The organism is Mesobacillus sp. LC4, assembly GCF_053543455.1.
In genome coordinates, this window is record NZ_JBGCUB010000002.1 from 769,279 (window position 1) to 789,408 (window position 20,130).

The window sequence follows — 20,130 nt, forward strand, 5'->3', positions numbered from 1 at the left end:
TTCTTAAGTTCGATCTGCCATTATCCGGGTAAAAGTAAAGTCCAAGGCTGATACTAACTTCAGGAGGGATGCAACATGGATAAGGATAAGTATGTAAATATTAATTCGCACGCAAAGCCTGCCAGCCCAGTTTCAGAAAAAGAACAACTGGAAACAGCAGAAGCGAACATGAAGCTACAAGAAGCTTTTTACGATGAAAACGAAAGCGATGGAATTGACCCTGCAAACCTGAATAATCAGACTGCCATCCTGACTGAAATGGACTGAAAGCCGGCATTGATTTGCCGGCTTTCCCTTTTGGAGGCTTCTCTTTGCAAAAGCCATCCTAATGATGTCTGTCTGTTTTATCGCTCTGGTCTTTGTTGCGCTTGTTTCCCTTACTGTTGTCGCCGCTTGTCAATTCACCGGAAAACTCCGCCATCTGGTTTCCAAGCTTGGGAGAATTTTGATTGTTGCTGCCTTTATTGAACTTTTTCGTCATTGCAAGCCCTCCTTAAAAGTGAGTACAAAGTTAGTTTTCCCGGTTAAAGGGTGGCAATATGTAAAATTTAAAAACTTTAGAACTCCAAATCCATTTCAGGGCTTTTCACCACTCATTAGGGCACTGAAATTAAAAAAGGCAGCCCTCAAAACGGCTGCCTTTTGAATCATTTCCCAATTAACACATCAATCTCTTCCTCGCTGACCAACTCAACCTCTGCGAGACTTTTCAGTTCTTGTATTAGTTCGTTTGCTTCTTCATACAGCGTGTCGTCGGTGAAGACTTCTGAGTAGTAGAGTGAATTGTCCAGCACTGCTTTCATGTGGAGCCTCGTTCCTGATTCTGTGTCTTCGTCACCCAATGTGACTGCGGAGCGCGAGGTTTCGTGCTGATTGAGCAAAATCTTATGATCATTGCTATCTTCCTTTACAGCTTCAACAATTTCCACCAGTGAATTAACTTGTTTCAATGACATCACCCCTCTAGTTATGTATTCCATGTTTCACGATTTTAAAACCAATCAAATAATAATTTCGAAAGTTGTGCCCTTGCCAAGCTTGCTGCTAAGTGTGATTTTTCCGCCATGCGCTTCTACGAGCTCCTTTACAATCGCTAGTCCAAGACCTGAACCCCCTAAAGCACTTGACCGAGATTTGTCTACCCGGTAAAAGCGGTCAAAAACCCAGGACTGGTCCTCTTCAGGGATGCCTTTTCCTTCATCCTTCACGATGATCTGAACTTTGCCGCTCTTTTTGAAAACCGTCATCGAAGTCGCAGTACCTGCTTCAGAATACTTTCTTGCATTGTCCAGCAGATTGATGATGATTTGTTCAAAGCGGGTCGGATCAGCCTCGATATAGACTTCCCCATGACAGACTAAATTAAGCGCAATATTTTTTTCGTTAAAAGAAGGAGCCAACCTCGAGTGAATGCCACGCATGAATTCACAAAGCTCTACCGTTTCTTTTTGGATGGTAAAAGTGTTCTCGTCCATTTTTGCAAGGTCGAATAACCCTTTGACGAGACCGGAAAGCTTCGTTGCCTCTTCATGGATAATTTGCAGATAGTGACTTCTGTCCTCAGATGTTGTTCCTGCTTTCGCCGCGATGTCTGCATATCCTTTTATATACGTGAGCGGTGTCCGTAATTCATGGGAAATGCTCGCGAGGAACTCATTTCGCTGCCTTTTCATGTGGCTAAGGTCATCGGCCAGTACCTGGATTGATTCTGAAAGCTCGCCCAATTCATCATTTCCGCCTCGGGGCAGCGTAACAGAATAGTCGCCCTGACGAATTTTTGAAGTCGCTTCATTCATTTTAATTACAGGCTTGGTGATGAATCTTGATAGGAAAAGGATGATCACCGCCATTGAAACAAGCAGGAGGATTCCGGCAAGCCAGAAATGTTTGTTCAGTTTGGTTATCAAGCTTTGGACCCGCTCAGTGTTCTTGAACATATAAACAGCCCCGCTGTTCTCCAAAGGACTGACAGACGCTATATATTGCTTATCCTTCCAGTCATTTTCCAAGACCAAGCCATTTCGCGGAACATCATCTGGTGTACCTGTGATGATTTCTTGCATTGAATCATCGGTTGGAACCGAAGAAGACACGATCTCACCTGTTTGGTCAGTGATAATGACATGGGTGTCCGTCCGCGATTCCATAGTCGTGATGTGGTGGATGGTTTCCTGACTATAGGAAGTTTCAAGAATATCACGATGGTTATTGCCGCGCGTTTGCAGGGAAGCCAGCTCCTCGTCAATTCTTGAATGGATGATAGAAGAATGAAGGTAGTAAAACAGAACACCTTCGACCAGCAGTATCGTTATGAAAAAAACTGTCCCGATCTTAAAAGAAATCCGATCCATTTATGACACTCCCATGATCAATCTTACCTCCATCATACTAAAAAAGTATCCAGAAACAGAGCAGAAGAACAAAAAGGCGAAGGAGGGAACCTTCACCGTTGTTCATCAGGCGGTTTTTGCGTGGATAGTTTACGAAAACAGCCTAATCATAATAAGTTATTCACATTATAAACCTTCCCGTTATCGAGATGATCGGCTAATACAAGTTTGACAAGCGCCCCGGCAACAGTATCGGGACTGCGGAGACTGCCGCTTTCTTTGTAGTTCCTGAAAGTATCCACGTCAGCGAATGCCTCCTCCGATGAAGAACGGATTGTCACTTGCATGTCAGTATCCATGATCCCCGGGCTGAAGGCAATGACCTTGTTGCTGCTTCCGCTGTTCTCAAGCTCAAGGGCAGCAGTCTTCGTGAACATATTGACAGCGGCCTTTGTGCTGCAATAAATGCTCCAGCCCTGGATCGGCCGCTCTCCTGCACCGGAGGTTACATTTGTGATGATAACTCTGGCCCCAGTTGCCTTTGCTTTTTGTAAGAATAAATTACTGATCAGGATTGGTGCCGACAAATTCACCTGGATATTTCTCTGAACTAAAGCAGCATCCAGTTCTCCGGCTATATCAATCGGTTCAATCACTCCAGCATTATTGATAACATATACATTTTCAGCATGTTGAAAAACTTCCTCGCAGATGTTTGCGAAGACGCTTTGCACCTGTTGTGCAGAAGAAAGGTCGCAGCTATAGTGTGTATAGCTGACCCCAGCACTCTCTGCAGTCTGTTTCAAAGTACTATTTTCACTTCTGGAAACGGATATGACAGGGATTCCTTTTGAGATGAATTCTTGTGCTGCAGATGCTCCAAGTCCCTTTGAGGCACCCGTTACGATTGCGTATTTCATTTTTGATTCTCCTTTATGTAAACTTCTAGTTCGTAATCTGGCTTTTACACTGGTATGAATCCTGAGCTGACTGAATGAATATTCTTCAAGAGCCAGCTTCTATTGGCTTCCGTTTCTACCTTTTCAGCAGTTTCAAGCGCGAGATTCATATATCGTTCCTGGTCGGCAGCGTCTCCTGACAGGGCATGTGCACGCGCGATCGCCTCATAAGCAAAACTGAGGTCAAATTCGCCAAGGTCATGCTTCCGACAAAGTTTCTCCGATTTCCTCGCATGGTGGAGGGCAGCCTCGCTTCTCCCAAGTATCGCATACACTCTTGAGATCTGCCATTCCCCGCGGGCAAAGTTCAGCGGCGTGCCGACAAGTCCCCAATGGTAGCGTGAAGACATTGCCGCATAAAGCATGGTATCATCATCACTTTCCGTCCGATCCTGTTTCTCGATAAGATCCCAGGTCAGGTTGAACAAATCAATCGCCATTTGCTTGTGAGTTGTAAAATCCGTATTCATTTCCATGTAAGCAGACTCCTTTGAAGGTTTTATAAAGTAGTAATTAGACAAAAGAGAGGGAATTCCTTTGAAAAAACAGCATGGCTTCTTTCAACCATGCAACAATCCAATTGAAAAGCCGATTCCAAGCAGAAAAACCAGCAGGTTTCTTCAACCATGCATCAACCAATTGAAAAGGCTATTCAAAAAAAAATTATTGGCTTTCAGCCATCCAATTGAAAAGCCTATTCCAGCGACGAAAAAACAGCATGGCGTTTTGCCATGCTGTTTGCAACTAATTGAGAAGACTTTTCCAGTCATTTATAAATGTGGAAGCAGATGCGTTGGGGGATGACAACACTTCCTCTGTGGGACCGGTTTGTTTGAGCTCGCCATCCATTAGGATCGCCAGCGTTCCGGCAAGGTATTTCAGTTCCATTAAATCGTGGCTGACAAAGACCGTAGTCGTTTTCGTCTGCTCGATGATCGACTTAATGTCCTTCAATAACTGCACCTTCGTGGGGAAGTCAAGTGCAGAGAAGGGTTCATCGAGAAATAGGACTTCGGGTTCCAGAACCATTGCCCTCGCAAGGTTGACACGCTGAGCCTCGCCGCCGGACAGATGGACGGCCTGCTTTTTTGCGAGATGGCTGATCTGGAATTTATCGAGCCAGTATGCAACCTTCTGTTTTACTTCCGTACGTGGAAGATTTCTTAGTTTCAAGCCGATTGCGACGTTTTGAAAAACGGTTGTGTCCAGGAGCAGCGGCTGCTGCATCGCGACAGCGAATTTCCTGCGCATCTCAAGAGTCAAGTCATTAGAGATATCCTGACCTTTGAACAAAATCGCTCCTTGAGCTGGCTTTTCCAGAAGCGACAATGCTTTGATGAAAGTACTCTTTCCGGCACCATTCGGACCCATGATTCCAAGGACTTCCCCCGCTTGTATGTCAAAATGGGGGATGGACAGCAGACTTTTCTTGCCTGCTTTTACTTCCAGGTTTTTTACAGTGATCAGTGGGGTCATAGGCTCCGCTTCCTTTGCTGTAAATAAGTCAGAGTAAACGTAATGATGAATGCCAGAGTCATCAGAATGAATGAAAGTGCCAGGGCGATATCGAAATTACCTTTTGATACTTCCATGACGATCGAGGTCGTCAGAATCCTTGTCTCGCCGCTGATATTGCCGCCAACCATCATCGCGGCTCCGACTTCGGCAATGACCCGTCCGAATCCGGCGATGATGGCTGCAAGAATCGCAAGCTTTACCTCTTTCATCAAGATCCAGTAAAGCTGCATTTTCGTTGCGCCCAGCGCTTTTACCTGCAAAATCAACTTCGGATTGATCTGCTGGAAGGCCGTACTTGTTAACGCTGTAACGATCGGCAGAGACACCAATATTTGGGCCATGATGATCGCTGTGGGTGTGTAAAGCCAGGCAAAATCACCTAGCGGGCCAGATCGCCATAGGAAAAGAGTGATCCACAGACCAGCGACGACAGGAGGGAGGCCCATGCCAATATTGACCAGGGCAAGGATGAACTTCCTGCCTGGAAAGCGGGCAAGTCCAAGGAACATCCCAGCCGGAATGCCGATCAATGTGCTGATCAAAACAGCGGTAATCGAGACTCTCAGGGTAAGCAAAGTAATCTCGAAAATTTCCTGATCTCCCGATAAGATCATCTCTATCGCTTTTTTTAACCCTTCTAGTAAAAGTTCCATAGGCAATCAGGCTTTCTTTCGAATTTAGTCTAATAAACGAATCTAGTGTTATTATTCAAAAAGGAAGAACAATGGCTGGCCGTATTCGTCCACACCGAACTCCTTGATGATCTTCTTTGTATCATCTGAAACCATGTACTCAACAAACGCTTTTGCACCTTCTGCATTTACTTTATCATGTTTTTCATCGTTCACTTGCATAACATGATAAATATTCAGCAGGCTTTCGTCACCTTCCACCAAAATTTCAGTGTCAGGCATATTCTTTTTCTGGGCGAGGTAGGTAGCTCTGTCTGTCAAAGTATAGCCCTTTTTCTCAGAAGCGATCTGCAATGTCGCACCCATGCCCTGTCCAGCCTCAATGTATGAATCACCAAGGGTTTTCGGATCTAGTGAAGAATCTTTCCATAGAGCAAGTTCTTTTTTATGAGTGCCGGAATCATCACCGCGGGAAACGAATGACGCTTTCGATTCAGTGATTTTTGTCAATGCATCAGAAACTGATAAGCCTTTTACCTTCGCTGGATCTTCAGCAGGTCCAACAAGGATGAAGTCATTGTACATGACCTTCTGTCGGTTGATAGCATCGCCGCTTTTCACGATTTCTTCTTCCGCTGCAGGAGCATGGACGAGAAGGACATCCGCTTCACCGCGTGTACCCATTTCAAGTGCCTGTCCTGTACCTACTGCAATGATCTTAAGGTTGTAATTATTTTTTTCTTCAAAATCAGGTTTCAGGACATCAAGCAGCCCGCTGTCCTGAGTACTTGTAGTGGTCGCAAGGATCAAATCGGTTTTTTCTGTTTTCGTTTCTGGTTCCTTTTCAGCTTCTTTTGTTGCTGAATCAGAACAGCCTGTTACAAAAGCGAACATTAGTACAAGTAAAAGTGCAATTAATTGTTTGAGTTTCATGCTTATGCCTCCGATAAGTGATTTCCGTAAATGATTTTTCCGAACTCCTCAGCATCATAGCCATCAAGGTCTGCAATGCTGTCTTTGAAATTGGTGAGCTGGATCAGATCGATCAAATGCTGGAGAGCTTCCTTGTTTCCAGGTGTCCAGCGGAATACAATGTCAAACTGTTCCTTCGTGAGCGGGATGAAATCGAGTCCAAGCTGGCTTGCTGCGCATCTTATTCCGAAGGCAGCATCTGCACTTCCTCTGCTGATATGGGCCGCAGCTCCAAGATGGGTCCATTCCTCACTTTCATATCCATTCACTGCTGCAGGCTCCAATTTTTCACTGGCCAGGAAGGAATCGAGCAGGAAGCGGGTTCCGGCACCTTTTTGCCGATTGATGATTGTGACATCACTTCTTGCAAGGTCTTTGACTCCGGTGATGTTTTTGGGATTGCCTTTTGCGACGATCAAGCCCTGCTCCCTGGATGCAAGTCGCATTACCGTTATCGGCTCATGGACAAACAGCTGGCGGATGAAGGGAAGATTGTATTGCTGCGATGCTGGATCGAGTAAGTGGACCGCTGCAATATCAGCACTGCCTCGGTACAGCATCATCAATCCCTCAAGACTGCCGATGTAGGAGGGGGTGATGGAAAGCCCTGTTCCTTCTGATGCTATGTACTTTACCAGTTGTTCTACGAGAAAATCATGGCTTCCTGCCAGTTGTAATGAATGCTGGGCTTTACCCTTTGATTCTTGCGTTTTCATCGGGTTTGCGGACATGCTAGCTTTATATCTTTCAAACTCACTTTCCTCAATTCGCATTTTATTGCCGACTTTGAAGGCTGCAAGATCGCCGCGCTTTATCATCTCATAGACAGTATTCTTTGAGATTTTCAGCATGGAAGCGATTTCATCTGGAGTGTAGATTTGCAAATGGTTTCCCTCCTTTTCATCCTAAACTAAATATAATAGAATATTTAGTAGATGGGTATACTTTTTTGTTTGGTTTTGTTAAGTTTTGTTTAGTTTCGTCATGTTTTAATCACAAATCGTTCACAATTAAAGCTGGAGAAACTCGTTTTTTCCAAATATAACCTTCACAAAATACTCCGGGCAGTATTGTGTATTTATTATTGATACCATGGTAAACTAAGCACTAGACAGAATTGATGTAGAAAGGAAAAGGGAGAATGCAGATTTCAGATAAAGCGCGCGACATTTTAAAAGAAATCCTCGCTGAGCGTAACGCAGAAGGTATCCGCGTATACTTCGGCGGCTTTGGCTGAGGAGGCCCGCAGATTGGTCTGGCTCTGGAGGAGCCGGAAGAAGATGATCATGTAATCGTAATCAATGAAATCCAAGTCGCAATCGAATCCAATATCGTCGACTATACTCAAGGTATGGCGCTAGAATATGACGAGTATCGTGAAGGTCTTGTCCTGATGGGCGGAGACGGCGGCTGCTAATAGAATGGAAAATGCACACCATTTTGTGAATGGTGTGCATTTTTTTGATGTTTGAATGAATCTATCTGGAAAAAATCAGCGGGAAATTCCAGTTCGCTATAAAAACTGTGAAGTCGCTATAAAAACGGAAAACTCGCTATAAAAAAGAAAAAGTCGCTATAAAAAAGTCAAAGTCGCTATAAAAAAATAAAAACTCGCTATAAAATCCAAATTCCCGCTATAAAGTATTTTAGAACTGCCCTGCATACTGAAAATACAGAACAACCAGCCCCATTATCCATACATAGATCGCAAATGGCTTCAAAGAGTGATTTTTCAAATAGCCGATCATCCATTTTACCGCGATATAACCGAAAATCGCAGCTGAAATGATGCCAATCAACAGTGCCTGGATTGAAATCGTCTCACTTCCGCCGCTGAATAGGTCCTTTCCTTGTAAAACGATTGCGCCAAGAATCGCAGGGGTTGAAAGCAGGAAAGAGAAGTAGGCAGCAGTCTCGCGATCGAGCTTTCGCCAGAGCGCCGCGACAATCGTCAAGCCCGAACGGGAAATCGCCGGAAAAATCGCCGCTGCCTGGAAGCTGCCAATCACGAGCGCATCTGTATAACTAATATCATCCATCTTTTTACGGCCATTTTTGATCGAGTCCGCAAACCACATCAGAGTCCCGGTAATCAGGAATTCCCAGCCAATCGTCACACCGGTTTTGGAGATTTCATCAAAGTAATCCTCGAACAGCAAACCGACAACAACAGCCGGCAGCGTACCGACAACAAGGAGGAAGGTAAGCTTCCCAAACGGATTTTTCAAAATCTGGATGAATTCGTATCTATAAAACACAAACACCGCCAGCAGCGTACCTACATGAAGCATCGTATCCAGCAGCAGGCCGGCCTCCTCAAGGCCAAACAAATTTCTGCCCAGATATAGATGGCCGGTAGAGCTGATCGGCAAAAACTCAGTCAGGCCCTGGATAATCCCAAGGATGAAAGCTTCAATTTTTGATAGCATACAGAATCCCCACTTTTTCAAAGACTTTGTCCCTTACAAAGCTATGAAACATGTCCCATCTCTATGCACTTAAATTTACAGTTGACTCAATTAACGGAACCACATACTAGGAAAAGCAGATAGTCTGTCCATCATCAGGATCATGACGGACAAAATCCGGGAGGCAGCAGGAAAACTGTCCGTCATTAATGCACAAAACTCAAAAAGGAAACCCTATCCATTTCCCTCCGCCAAATTGCCTGAATAAAAATTTTTAGATATGTAATAATAACCATTTCATAGTCAGAAGTTGTGATTTATTGTCGAAAAAAATATAATGAAGTATTGAACAGTTCTTCATTTAAGGTTACTTTATAACACCTTTGTTCTCAGTAGGAATCTGCCTTCATATTAAAAGGGGAATACAAATGACTTCGAATCCAAAAACGAATTCCCGGCTCGATTACGGGCTGGTAACGATATTGATCTTACTATTTCTTTCAAGCTGTGTTGCCATTTACAGTGCCCAGACGACGGGGCAGTATGGATCTGAAAACTTTCTGATTAAGCAAATCATCTGGTACGTCATCGGGGCGGGCATCATTACCGCGGTCATCACGCTCGATTCGGATCAGCTGCAAAAATTGAGCTGGTATGCCTATGGCTTTGGACTTGTCCTGCTGATCGGTCTTATCATTGCACCTTCCACCATCGCTCCTGTCATCAATGGTGCGAAAAGCTGGTACAGAGTGCCGGCAATGGGTACTCTGCAGCCGTCAGAGCTGGTGAAGGTGTTCATCATCCTGGCACTGGCGAGAGTGATTGTCGACCACCATCAGAAATATCGGCTTAAATCCATTCAATCGGATTTTTGGCTCTTGATAAAAATCGGTATTGTCACGATGGTCCCGCTCTTGCTCGTCATGCAGCAGCCTGACCTTGGTACATCGCTTGTGTATATTGCGATCATGCTAGGGATGATTTTTATTTCAGGCATCACCTGGAAGCTGCTTGTGCCGATTTTCGGAACAGGCATCTCGCTGATTTCGATCATCTTTTATTTTGTGATATGGAAGCCCGAGATTCTTGAAAAATACCTTGGGGTGAAGGAATACCAATTCGGCCGGATCTATTCCTGGCTTGACCCTTATAATTACCAGAGCACCACAGGTTTCCAGCTTACAAGGTCGCTGCTGGCCATCGGTTCAGGTGAAACTGTCGGGAAGGGGTATGGAACGAGGGAAGTGTACCTGCCCGAAAGCCATACAGACTTTATATTCAGCATCATCGGCGAGGAATTCGGCTTCGTTGGAGCAAGTATCCTCGTAAGTTTGTTTTTCCTGCTGATTTACCAAATCACGAAGATTGGCATGGAAACAAAGAACGATTTTTACACTTACATTTGTGTCGGTGTCATCAGCATGATTACCTTCCACGTATTCCAGAATATCGGAATGACCATCGGACTTCTGCCAATCACGGGAATCCCGCTGCCGTTTATCAGCTACGGAGGAAGCTCATTGATGGGGAATATGCTCGCAGTGAGCCTCATCTTTTCGATACGGTATCACTATAAGAAATACATGTTCTCGACTTCTGCATAAAAAGAGAGGGTTTCCCGTTATCATCTGGGAAACCCTTTTTCATTTATTCAACAATCCCTACTTCGGATATAATCACATCTGTTTTAACATTGACTGTTATATTTTTATATTCATCTTCCCATCGTTTAAAATCGAAGCCTCTTGTTTTGCTTTTTATAAAATGTCCTAATCCTAATGGGTCAATGCCCCGTTCTTGGAAGTCTTTTATCATGGCGGAGGATTCCTGGTTGACCTGGTATTCAAATTCTTTTTCGATTTTCTTGATGATGGCTGGGGTCACAATTTCTCCGGTATATTCACGGATCAGGCCCTTAATTTTGAGTTCAATAGTCACAGTGTATGGATCTCGTTTTATCAATTTATATTTGTGTTTGGAATCCAAATCCTTAATTACCACAGTCTCTTTATCCACTTTCAGCTTGAATGCCCCTTCGCTGAACTTATCAGTCAGAAGCTTGAAAAAAAACATTTTCTCGGTAGGAAGTTCAGTTACCATCTTATCTTCTTTGAATAGTGCAATTCCAACTATATCAATGATCTCCGGCTCCACTTTTTTTAGAATTGGGAGATGGGGGTCTTTTCCTTTCTGATAGAGATCAAATAAATAGCGATGCATATTGGTGACTGGAAGATTACGTGTTTCCATATTATGCTCAATCAGCCGGGACAAGTGGACAGCGTTGCCCCTGTTGCCATAGGTTCCTGATAATATACTCTTTGCCGATTCATCGGCTACTGCAAAATATACTCCTGCACCGATACTTGCATCGCGTTGAAAAGCATCAGAAAACTCGCTAATTCCTTTTTTTGCGATTTCTTCACCGAACAAAGCAATTTCCAGTGAACCGGTGACGATTGGCTGGGCAGACTTGCGCTGCACTTCTTGGATGAGATCCCTGCTGCTTGAAGCCTTGGCGGAGAAAGTGAAATTGCCGATTTTTTTATCGGGGTTAAAGATCGGAATCATAATGGTGCCTTCAATTTTATCATCTTCAACCATGTCATATCCCACGCCCATTTCAATATTGACATCGTCAATGATTTCTTTTTCAACACAACCAGAAAGGATGGTTATCGCGGCTATTAACAAATATACTTTATTCATTCTCATTTTTACTTTTCACCTTCTTGGCGATCATTGTGGCGATAAATAAAATCGGAATATAAACATAGGTCATAGCGAAACCGATTTTTGCAGTCCAATCATTAAGAAGATTGATTTTAGCACGAGTATCAAAAAGGCAAACGGCAACAAGGCAAATCAGTGCCAACACAATGACTCCTTTTCTTTGCCGAAGCTTAAACGCCCTCTTTAAAATCATGCTGCCTCCCCAAAGCGCTATGCAGATATTCGGCAGGATAATCAAGTTCCAGTTGGCAATCCCAATATATTCAAACCTCTCGACGAAGGGCATGGTGACAATTTTCCACATTTCCAATGTCGCCCAAATGGATTTGGCCAGCTGAGCCTCTGAAAAATAGGCGAACGTAACGATCGCCAGGATGGTATAAATGAAAGTAGTCAAAAATACGCCAAGATGGGCCCATTTTTGGGATTTTGGTGCGTCTTTGATAAATGGATAGAAAAATAGGGGTATTTCAAATCCAATATAAGTTAGGGACATATGATAGGCACTGGTAGCGAGTTCTTTAATAGAATGATCAAAAATGGGCAAAAGGTTGCTGAACTCCGCGTATTTCAGTGCAAAACCAAAGGTCAGCAACAAGTAACTTGGAAGAACGATACAGAAAAAAGCGATTCCTGTCACTGTTCGGAAACCGCCAAAAACGATATAAATCGCCAGGATCATAAATACAAGGCTATACCAGAACACCTTGATCTCCGGGAACATCCAAACTTGAATGACTTCAATAAATGTGCGCAGAACAGCCATGGCAAAAATAAGCAGGTAAACAATGAACAAAACACTTAATACATTGCCGATCTTCTTTCCGAAAACGTATGCATTTGCAGCTACAATATCACCTTGTACTGTACCGCAAATTTTATAAATCATCCAAATGATGATATGGATACTCAAGCCGGCAGCAAGAACGGAAATCCAGGCGTCATAGCCAGCAGCCTTTGCGATGATGCGCTGATAACCAAGCACCCCGATACCGATTTGCATGGACATGATTAAATAGAGAACGAGAAACGGTGAAACCTGCAATCTTTCGGGAACTTGCTGCTGCACTAATCAAAACCTCCAATGCTCATTCATCGATGTCCTTCTTTTCCTTAGCTTTCTTCTCGTTGAAACGGACAGGGTTTTCCGTCCTCAAATATTGTGGCCGATTGTATTGCATTGTAAACGGCAGGCGGATGATCGCATCTTTGAAGTCAGTGATTCTTGGAGGATACAAAGGCTCCAAAAAGGGTCTTCCTAGCGATGTCAGTCTGAGCAAGTGAGTCAGCAGGAAGGAAAAAGAGACAACAATTCCAAGTAACCCCCAGAGTTCAGCGAAGAACAGGAAAGGAAAACGCAGTAACCTGATGGTGTTGCCCATCCGGTATACGGGTGTTGTAAAGGATGCCAGTGCGGCAAGGGCAACAATAATCAGCAGGACATTACTAGTCAGTCCAGCTTCAACAGAAGCAGTCCCGATTACGATACCGCCCACGATACCAATTGTCTGGCCGACCTTTGTTGGCAGCCGGGCTCCGGCCTCACGCAATAGCTCGATCGTCAGCTCAAGGAATAACGCTTCAAGTATAGGAGGGAGCGGAATCTCCCTTCTTGATGTAATAAGTGTGCTTAAAAGATCCTTTGGAATTAATTCGTAGTGATAGGACAAGGTTGCGACATAGATTGGCGTGATCAGGATCGAGAAAGCAACCGCGAATAAACGAATCAGCCGGAAAAAAGAAGACAATAGATAATTCAGGAAATAGTCTTCGAATGAGCCGAAAAATTCTACTAAAGTTGTGGGTCCTATCAATGCGTGTGGTGAACCATCTACAAGGATGGCAACTTTCCCTTCCGCTAATATTGCCGCTACCCGATCCGGTCTTTCTGTATCAAGAAGCTGTGGAAAGGGAGAGTTCTGATTATCAGAAATCAACTGGACGATATAGGAGCTATCGGTGATTTCATCAAACTCAATCTCTTTGACCCGCTGAACAACAGTTTGAACGTTTTCTTGATTGGTAATGCCATCAATGTAAAGAATGGCCACTCCTGATTTGGAAATGGATCCTACTGTGTATTTCTCGATGATTAACTCTTTTACAGGAACCCTTTTCCGGATCATGTTAAGGTTCTGGTCAATGGATTCAACGAATGATTCCTTTGGGCCGATTACACTGAATTCTACTTCAGGCTGTGCAACTGTTCGGACAACCTCTTTTTGAGCTGCAACAAAAGCAAAGTACTTCTCTTCATCCTCAAGGGTCAAAAGGACATATCCATTAAACAATTTTATCTCAATGTCCTCGTTTTTATCTGTAACTTGAACATCCGCAATAGGTATCAGCTTTTTAACATCCTCTATTTCATTGAAATCTCCTTCCAGCAAATAGGGAAGGGCGTTGTTCTGAAGGATGCTCTCATCCACAAGAGTAGACATGAAGGAAAAACAGAATTTTTTTTTCGTCTTCTGATTGACATAAAAAGTCTTTTTGTAATCGTTAGATTTAAAAAGTGTATTTTCCCACTCGTGTTCATTTAAATATTGATCAGGCTTTTGGCCTTCGGTATCCTGTTTAGCAACTTCTTTTTCAATGTCTTCCATTAACTTTTTCTTGAATAGCTTCTTCATTGCAATCTCCGCCAATCTTGATTTACGTTTATCATTTCCGAAAATGGGAGGATTATGAAAACTCTTTCGGAAAATTTGGGATGGGTACTAGTCTTAACGCGAAGGGCTGATAAAATGGAGAAAACCCGCAGAATTCTGCGGGTTTTCTCCATTTTATATATATTGGGGAGGGTGGATTATTCAAATAAAATCTTGGGGGGATTTTATTTGAAGTCAGCTTTTGTAAAGATTGTTGTTAAAATCTTAAAGCCGATTTTAACGTATACATACAAATTGTGCTGGCCGGTATTAAGTTTGCAAGCTCTTTTCTCATTATAAAGAGTCAAGTTTGCAAGTCATTCAATCCTATTTTGTAATCAAAAGCAACAATGTTTGAGAAAAGAGCTTATTTCAACATATGTTTTTCAAGATCATCAAGCATCAAGTTGGCAGCTTTGACTCCGCCAGCTGTATTCCAGATGGCGTCATCCACTTTGTAGACTTCACCTTTTTTCGCTACCTCGAGGTTTTGGAATAACGGATCCTCAATCCATTCTTTTTCGACTTCAGTTGCTTTGCCGTCGCCTTCATCATATGTGAAGTAGAATAGGATATCCCCGTCCATTGCCGGAATTCTTTCTTTCGTTACACCTTTTTCAGCAAAGTCTTCTTGATCCTGGCTTTCTGGACGAGCAAGGCCAATCTGTTCAAGGATAACGCCTGAGAATGAATCCTTATGGTAAATACGTACATCGCCAGCCATGAAGCGAACCATGGATACTTTTGTATCTAACTTTTCTCCAAGCTTTTCTTTTAAGTCTTCTATACGCTGGTCATAAGCAGCAAGGACTTCTTTGCCTTTTTCTTCTTTGTTGACAGCTTTTGCGTAAAGCTCGAAGTTGTTCTTCCAATTTCCGCGAAGGTCCTCAGCAAAAACGGTAGGTGCAATTGCTTTCAACTGCTCATAAATATCTTCTTGGCGCATTTTATTTCCGATGATCAAGTCAGGCTGAAGCGCAGCAATGGCTTCCACATTAACCTGGCTTTCAACACCAACGACTTCAACATCTTTCATATCCTCAGCAATATGGTCATACCAAGGATCACCAGTCCATGACTGAACGGCACCAGCTGGAGTGACTCCTAGAGCAAGAAGTGCTTCTGTTCCTTCATTCGTCAGGATGACGATTTTTTCCGGAGTTTTTTCCAGAGTGGTTTCACCCATTGCATGTTCAACTGTATAGCCTTGTTCTTCCTTTTCCTTTGGTTCTTCAGCTGTATTTTTTGCCTCATCTTCATTATTGCCGCATGCTGCCAAAAGCAGGATGGTGAAGATGCTGATTAGAGCCAGTAAATGTTTTGAGACTTTCATATGTACTTCCTCCTAGATTGGTATTGATAATCGTTTTCAATTACTGCATCCTTATGATAAAATGCAAGAGAGTGAGATGTCAATACTAATTGATAATGATTTTCATCATCATTGACGATTTTGTGAACTTGTTAGACGAACTGGTGAAAAGAACCCTTTTTTCACGTAAAGTTAAATTAACAACATAATCAACTTTTTAAAATACTTTTATCAGCTGTGATCAATGCTATTTGAAGAATAGATAACAGTATTCCCGGCGGAAAGAAAGGTAATCAAAATGCTTCTGAAAACCAACGGTCATAGATGGATTGGATTAATGGCGGCCATCTTCTTCCTTTTATTTTTAATATGCGCAAGTATCGTTTACGGTTATACCGATACATCTTGGGGAACTGCTTTAAATGCGTTCACCGATTATGATGGATCGAATGAACATATCATCATTCAATCTGTCCGGCTTCCGCGCGCGTTGATTGCGGCTGCTGTCGGTGCGAGCCTGGCGATTGCCGGGGTCCTGATGCAAACGTTAACGAAAAATCCTCTTGCTTCACCAGGTATTTTTGGCGTGAATGCCGGAGCTGGATTTGCTGTAGTGGTTGCTGTGACCGTTTTTTCAGTTGGCAGCCTCCAAGCGTTTGCGTGGATATCCTTTATGGGTGCGGCTATTGCAGCCGTTAGCGTTTATGTGATTGGCTCTGCTGGTCGTGAAGGATTGACACCTATGAAGTTGACTCTTGCCGGCGCAGCGATGACAGCAATGTTTTCCTCCTTCACTCAGGGACTGCTTGTTCTCGATGAGGCCGCCCTTGAGCAAGTACTTTACTGGCTTGCAGGCTCTGTACAGGGGCGCAAGCTGGAAACACTCGGCACTGTTCTCCCATATTTAGCGTTCGGCTGGCTGGCTGCTATCTTGATTTCTACGAAAATGAATGTGCTGTCCATGGGAGAGGATGTTGCGAAAGGCCTCGGTTTGAACACTGGTTTTGTAAAGCTCGGTGCAGGCGTGATCATCGTCCTTTTATCTGGAGGTGCCGTGGCTGTAGCCGGACCAATTGGATTTATCGGAATCGTGATTCCACATTTGACAAGGGCGGTGGTTGGCATTGACCACCGCTGGGTGATCCCTTTCTCGGCAATTTTTGGAGGAATGCTGCTGCTGGCGGCAGATATCGCTGCCCGATACGTACTGATGCCGCAGGAAATCCCTGTTGGTGTCATGACCGCTATGATCGGGACTCCATTTTTCATTTATATAGCGAGAAAGGGGTTCAACGGAAAATGAGCCAATATAGAACTCTAAGGATTTTTAAAGATAAAGTATCTTTCTTGATTGATAAAAAGGCAGCCGGAATTTTTGTCGGTCTGCTGATTGTGGCATTGGCCGTGTTTGTCATCAGCACCGGCATGGGCGATATGGCGATAAGTCCACTAAGCGTCATTTCAGTGTTTTTTGGCGGAGGAAGCGATATGGAGAGATTGGTCGTGCAATCCTTCCGCTTACCGAGGATCATCGTGGCTCTGATGGTGGGCATCAGCTTGGCTGTAGCCGGAGGGATCCTGCAGGGAATGATCAGGAACCCGCTTGCATCACCTGACATTCTCGGAATCACCGGTGGTGCGGCTGTGGCAGTTGTCGGATTTCTCGCCGTTTTCAGCGGGGATAATAATGCACTCACAGTGAGCATAGAATGGATGCCAGTAGCAGCTTTTGCGGGTGCTTCCATTGTAGCGTTCCTGGTTTATTTCCTTTCCTGGAAAAATGGAGTTTCTCCTGTGCGCCTTGTATTGATTGGGATCGGGATTTCCGCGATGATGCAGGCCTTGACGACCCTGATGATGATTATGGGCCCTATCTACCGGGCTAGCCAGGCGAATATCTGGATTACAGGAACTGTGTATGGGTCCACCTGGAGCAATGTCGCAGTGCTTGTGCCATGGACTGTTATCATGCTGTTGATTGCTTTTATTTTTGCAAGGAATGTCAATGTACAGGAACTTGGGGAAGATATAGCCACAGGCGTCGGGGGGCATGTCCAGAGGCAGCGTTTTGTGCTGTTGCTTGTCAGCACGGCTCTGGTTGCGAGTTCGGTCGCTTTTGCCGGAGGAATTGGTTTCGTTGGACTGATGGCACCGCATATGGCAAGAAGGCTTGTCGGATCTGCATTCGGTGCACTATTGCCAGTATCAGCCCTTATTGGCGGGATCTTGGTCATGCTGGCTGATTTGATCGGACGTACAATGTTTTCGCCATTAGAGGTCCCCGCAGGCGTATTTACCGCTGGGATCGGCGCGCCGTATTTTATTTATCTGCTATATAAAACAAGAAATTCTTAAACCAGACAGAAAGGGGAATCGACATGACCCAGGCTATTGAAACGGAAAAACTGACGCTTTCCTATGGAGATTCCATTATTATAAATGAACTAGACATACAAATTCCTAAAGGCGAAATTACCGTTTTTATCGGAGGGAATGGCTGCGGAAAATCAACCTTGCTGCGCTCAATCGCGAGGCTGCTGAAGCCGCAGGCTGGAGCGATCCTTTTGGAGGGAGAGGCAATCTCCAAACTGTCGACGAAGGAAGTTGCCCGCAAAATGGCAATCCTGCCCCAGTCTCCCACAGCACCCGAAGGACTGACGGTCATGCAGCTTGTGAAACAAGGCAGATATCCGTACCAGACCTGGCTGAAGCAATGGTCGGAAGAGGATGAAAAAAGTGTGGGAAATGCTTTGAAGGCAACAGGCATTGACCACCTGAAGGACCGGACAGTCGATTCATTGTCAGGGGGACAGCGCCAGCGTGCCTGGATTGCAATGACACTGGCGCAGGACACAGATATCATCCTGCTCGATGAACCGACAACCTACCTGGATATGACTCATCAAATCGAAATCTTAGATCTTCTTTTTGAGTTGAATGAAAAAGAAGGCAGAACGATAGTCATGGTTTTGCATGACCTGAACTTGGCCTGCCGATATGCGCATAATATTGTCGCCATCAAGGACCAAAAAATCTTTGACCAGGGGAAGCCGGAAGTGGTCGTTAACTGCGGTCTTGTGAAGCATGTTTTTGGGATGAACTGCGAAGTGACCATTGACCCGTTATTCGGTACGCCGCTATGCATTCCGCATGGCAAAGGCCGCCGTATTCTAAAGGACAAAGTAGGAGCGCCCGTATGAAGAGAGAGCTGACAGCAACTGAAATCGGAATTCTAGCCAACTACCGTTTTGTCGACTCCGAGCCTGAAAAAGATGTCCAAATCGATTTCAGGCCTTTTACGGATGAATCGGCTATGGGCGCTTATTTGGAAAAGTTCAATGAAGGTTTGAAGGCTCCGGATGCAAAAACGGCGGCTTCTGTTTTCATGAAACGGCATGCCTTTCTTGCCGTTCTCTACCTATACTCCATGACCGCTTTTAACAAAAAGCTGGATGTTTCACCCGAAAATATTATTCTGGCAGATGCCATCAAGGATGGACTGTGGTTGCCTGGTTTTTATCTGAAAAACAAAAGCACCGAACTGTGTCCTTCTGGCCAGCGTGAAGAGTGGAGGAAGGAAGCAATCGGGCATTTGTTCTTGGATAATCTATCCCCTGTTATGGATGCTATCTCAAAATCTGCGAAAATCTCAAAAATGATTCTATGGGAGAATGTCTCAGTCTATATTTTCTGGCTTTATGAAAAAATCTTAAGCCAGGTCGATGATCATGAAGTGAAGGAGCGGGCACAAAAGGACTTCTCTTTTTTGATCGAGACGGCCCCGGGAAAGCTGTTTGGACGCTATCATAGCAACCCGATTGCGAGGTATCACACTGAACCAGTCTATCAGGAAGAGGCAGATACATATATCAGGATCCGAAAAACCTGCTGCTTCAGCTATATGCTAAAGGATAAAGGAAGCTACTGCAAAACCTGTCCCCGGACATGCGGAGCTTAAAAAAGGAAGGAGTGTCATAATGGATAAAACACTTACAGAACAAATGGATGGGTTGCTGGAAAAATACACAGAGCTTTTGGTCGGTGAAGGTTCAGTTGAAAATATCGAAAAGGTAAAACATGGATACTATACAGCCATATCGCCAAGTCAATGCCTCCGTTGGCTCAGCACTGGAACGCAGAATATCCAGATGCTAAAGAGCAAATCAAGAACGTGATCACCCAAGTCAAAGAAATGAATGAGCAGCAACGCAAGAAGTAACGAATCTAACCATCTCCAAGCGAGGTGGTTTTTTCATTGTGTGAAAAGATGTGCAAACGAAGTTTTAACACCATAACAATAGTGAAAAGTGCAAGAAAAAGAAGAGGAAAATGTACGAACATGCAACAAAAGATTTGGAATGGGGCAAAAAGTGCGCGTGCAATTATGACATAGGCTCTATCGGACAAAACTATGAGGAATCACCAGAGAAGTGTCCGTTAGAAGAGCTCTATCGGACAAAAACATGAGGAATTCCCGGAAAAGTGTCCATAAGAAGAGCTCTATCGGACAAATACATGAGGAATCACCAGAAAAGTGTCCATTAGAAGAGCTCTATCGGACAAAAACATGAGGAATTCCCAGAGAAGTGTCCATTAGAAGAGCTCTATCGGACAA

General features: G+C 44.1%; 20 protein-coding genes and 1 pseudogene. 7 read left to right on the forward strand and 14 right to left on the reverse strand.

Annotated features, from left to right (window positions below; all coding sequences use genetic code 11):
• Positions 1–75: 75 nt before the first annotated feature.
• Positions 76–267: a hypothetical protein gene (locus AB5I83_RS10080; protein WP_448975006.1), complete on the forward strand. Its 192-nt coding sequence runs from the start codon at positions 76–78 to the stop codon at positions 265–267.
• Between the two features lie 58 nt (positions 268–325).
• On the opposite strand, the gene AB5I83_RS10085 is transcribed toward AB5I83_RS10080, so the two are convergent.
• The 10 genes from AB5I83_RS10085 to AB5I83_RS10130 form a co-directional block, all read right to left on the reverse strand.
• Positions 326–481: a hypothetical protein gene (locus AB5I83_RS10085; protein WP_167833554.1), complete on the reverse strand. Its 156-nt coding sequence runs from the start codon at positions 479–481 to the stop codon at positions 326–328.
• 166 nt (positions 482–647) lie between these two features.
• On the reverse strand, positions 648–956 hold the full coding sequence (locus AB5I83_RS10090; RefSeq protein ID WP_448975008.1) for a hypothetical protein: 309 nt from the start codon (positions 954–956) through the stop codon (positions 648–650).
• A 45-nt stretch (positions 957–1,001) separates the two neighbouring features.
• Positions 1,002–2,351 (reverse strand): HAMP domain-containing sensor histidine kinase, encoded by a 1,350-nt coding sequence (locus AB5I83_RS10095; protein ID WP_448975010.1) that lies wholly within the window; start codon positions 2,349–2,351, stop codon positions 1,002–1,004.
• A gap of 146 nt (positions 2,352–2,497) precedes the next feature.
• On the reverse strand, positions 2,498–3,250 hold the full coding sequence (locus AB5I83_RS10100; protein ID WP_448975012.1) for a (S)-benzoin forming benzil reductase: 753 nt from the start codon (positions 3,248–3,250) through the stop codon (positions 2,498–2,500).
• A 44-nt stretch (positions 3,251–3,294) separates the two neighbouring features.
• Positions 3,295–3,765, reverse strand: a complete 471-nt coding sequence (locus AB5I83_RS10105; protein WP_448975014.1) for a hypothetical protein — start codon at positions 3,763–3,765, stop codon at positions 3,295–3,297.
• Between the two features lie 268 nt (positions 3,766–4,033).
• The gene (locus AB5I83_RS10110) at positions 4,034–4,765 is read right to left on the reverse strand and encodes an ABC transporter ATP-binding protein (RefSeq protein WP_448975016.1); all 732 of its coding nucleotides are present in this window, start codon (positions 4,763–4,765) and stop codon (positions 4,034–4,036) included.
• Positions 4,762–5,460, reverse strand: a complete 699-nt coding sequence (locus tag AB5I83_RS10115) for an ABC transporter permease (RefSeq protein ID WP_448975018.1) — start codon at positions 5,458–5,460, stop codon at positions 4,762–4,764. The genes AB5I83_RS10110 and AB5I83_RS10115 overlap by 4 nt, the downstream gene beginning before the upstream one ends.
• Positions 5,461–5,511: 51 nt before the next feature.
• Positions 5,512–6,372: a substrate-binding domain-containing protein gene (locus tag AB5I83_RS10120; protein WP_448975020.1), complete on the reverse strand. Its 861-nt coding sequence runs from the start codon at positions 6,370–6,372 to the stop codon at positions 5,512–5,514.
• 2 nt (positions 6,373–6,374) lie between these two features.
• Positions 6,375–7,295 (reverse strand): substrate-binding domain-containing protein, encoded by a 921-nt coding sequence (locus AB5I83_RS10125; protein ID WP_448975022.1) that lies wholly within the window; start codon positions 7,293–7,295, stop codon positions 6,375–6,377.
• Positions 7,296–8,057: 762 nt separating this feature from the next.
• On the reverse strand, positions 8,058–8,840 hold the full coding sequence (locus AB5I83_RS10130) for an undecaprenyl-diphosphate phosphatase (protein ID WP_448975024.1): 783 nt from the start codon (positions 8,838–8,840) through the stop codon (positions 8,058–8,060).
• Positions 8,841–9,247: 407 nt separating this feature from the next.
• Here AB5I83_RS10130 and AB5I83_RS10135 point away from each other — a divergent pair, with 407 nt between their 5' ends.
• Complete coding sequence (locus AB5I83_RS10135) at positions 9,248–10,423, forward strand: FtsW/RodA/SpoVE family cell cycle protein (protein ID WP_448975026.1); 1,176 nt, start codon at positions 9,248–9,250, stop codon at positions 10,421–10,423.
• Positions 10,424–10,466: 43 nt separating this feature from the next.
• On the opposite strand, the gene AB5I83_RS10140 is transcribed toward AB5I83_RS10135, so the two are convergent.
• From AB5I83_RS10140 to AB5I83_RS10155, 4 genes are all read right to left on the reverse strand, one after another.
• Positions 10,467–11,534 (reverse strand): Ger(x)C family spore germination protein, encoded by a 1,068-nt coding sequence (locus AB5I83_RS10140; protein WP_448975028.1) that lies wholly within the window; start codon positions 11,532–11,534, stop codon positions 10,467–10,469.
• Positions 11,521–12,621: a GerAB/ArcD/ProY family transporter gene (locus AB5I83_RS10145; protein WP_448975030.1), complete on the reverse strand. Its 1,101-nt coding sequence runs from the start codon at positions 12,619–12,621 to the stop codon at positions 11,521–11,523. Before AB5I83_RS10145 ends, AB5I83_RS10140 begins: the two co-directional genes overlap by 14 nt.
• A gap of 19 nt (positions 12,622–12,640) precedes the next feature.
• Positions 12,641–14,185: a spore germination protein gene (locus tag AB5I83_RS10150; protein WP_226085787.1), complete on the reverse strand. Its 1,545-nt coding sequence runs from the start codon at positions 14,183–14,185 to the stop codon at positions 12,641–12,643.
• 385 nt (positions 14,186–14,570) lie between these two features.
• Positions 14,571–15,536, reverse strand: coding sequence for an ABC transporter substrate-binding protein (locus tag AB5I83_RS10155; protein WP_448975032.1), 966 nt, complete (start codon positions 15,534–15,536; stop codon positions 14,571–14,573).
• Between the two features lie 277 nt (positions 15,537–15,813).
• On the opposite strand from AB5I83_RS10155, the gene AB5I83_RS10160 reads away from it, so the two are divergent.
• The 5 genes and pseudogenes from AB5I83_RS10160 to AB5I83_RS10180 all read left to right on the forward strand — a co-directional run bounded on the left by AB5I83_RS10160 (position 15,814) and on the right by AB5I83_RS10180 (position 19,734).
• Positions 15,814–16,818, forward strand: a complete 1,005-nt coding sequence (locus tag AB5I83_RS10160) for a FecCD family ABC transporter permease (RefSeq protein ID WP_448975034.1) — start codon at positions 15,814–15,816, stop codon at positions 16,816–16,818.
• The gene (locus AB5I83_RS10165; protein ID WP_448975035.1) at positions 16,815–17,870 is read left to right on the forward strand and encodes a FecCD family ABC transporter permease; all 1,056 of its coding nucleotides are present in this window, start codon (positions 16,815–16,817) and stop codon (positions 17,868–17,870) included. The genes AB5I83_RS10160 and AB5I83_RS10165 overlap by 4 nt, the downstream gene beginning before the upstream one ends.
• Positions 17,871–17,893: 23 nt before the next feature.
• Positions 17,894–18,715, forward strand: coding sequence for an ABC transporter ATP-binding protein (locus tag AB5I83_RS10170; RefSeq protein WP_448975037.1), 822 nt, complete (start codon positions 17,894–17,896; stop codon positions 18,713–18,715).
• Entirely contained in the window at positions 18,712–19,473 is a 762-nt protein-coding gene (locus AB5I83_RS10175) for an IucA/IucC family C-terminal-domain containing protein (RefSeq protein ID WP_448975039.1), read from the forward strand. Before AB5I83_RS10170 ends, AB5I83_RS10175 begins: the two co-directional genes overlap by 4 nt.
• A 19-nt stretch (positions 19,474–19,492) precedes the next feature.
• Positions 19,493–19,734 (forward strand): annotated as a pseudogene (locus tag AB5I83_RS10180) (YusU family protein).
• The last annotated feature ends 396 nt before the right edge of the window (positions 19,735–20,130 follow it).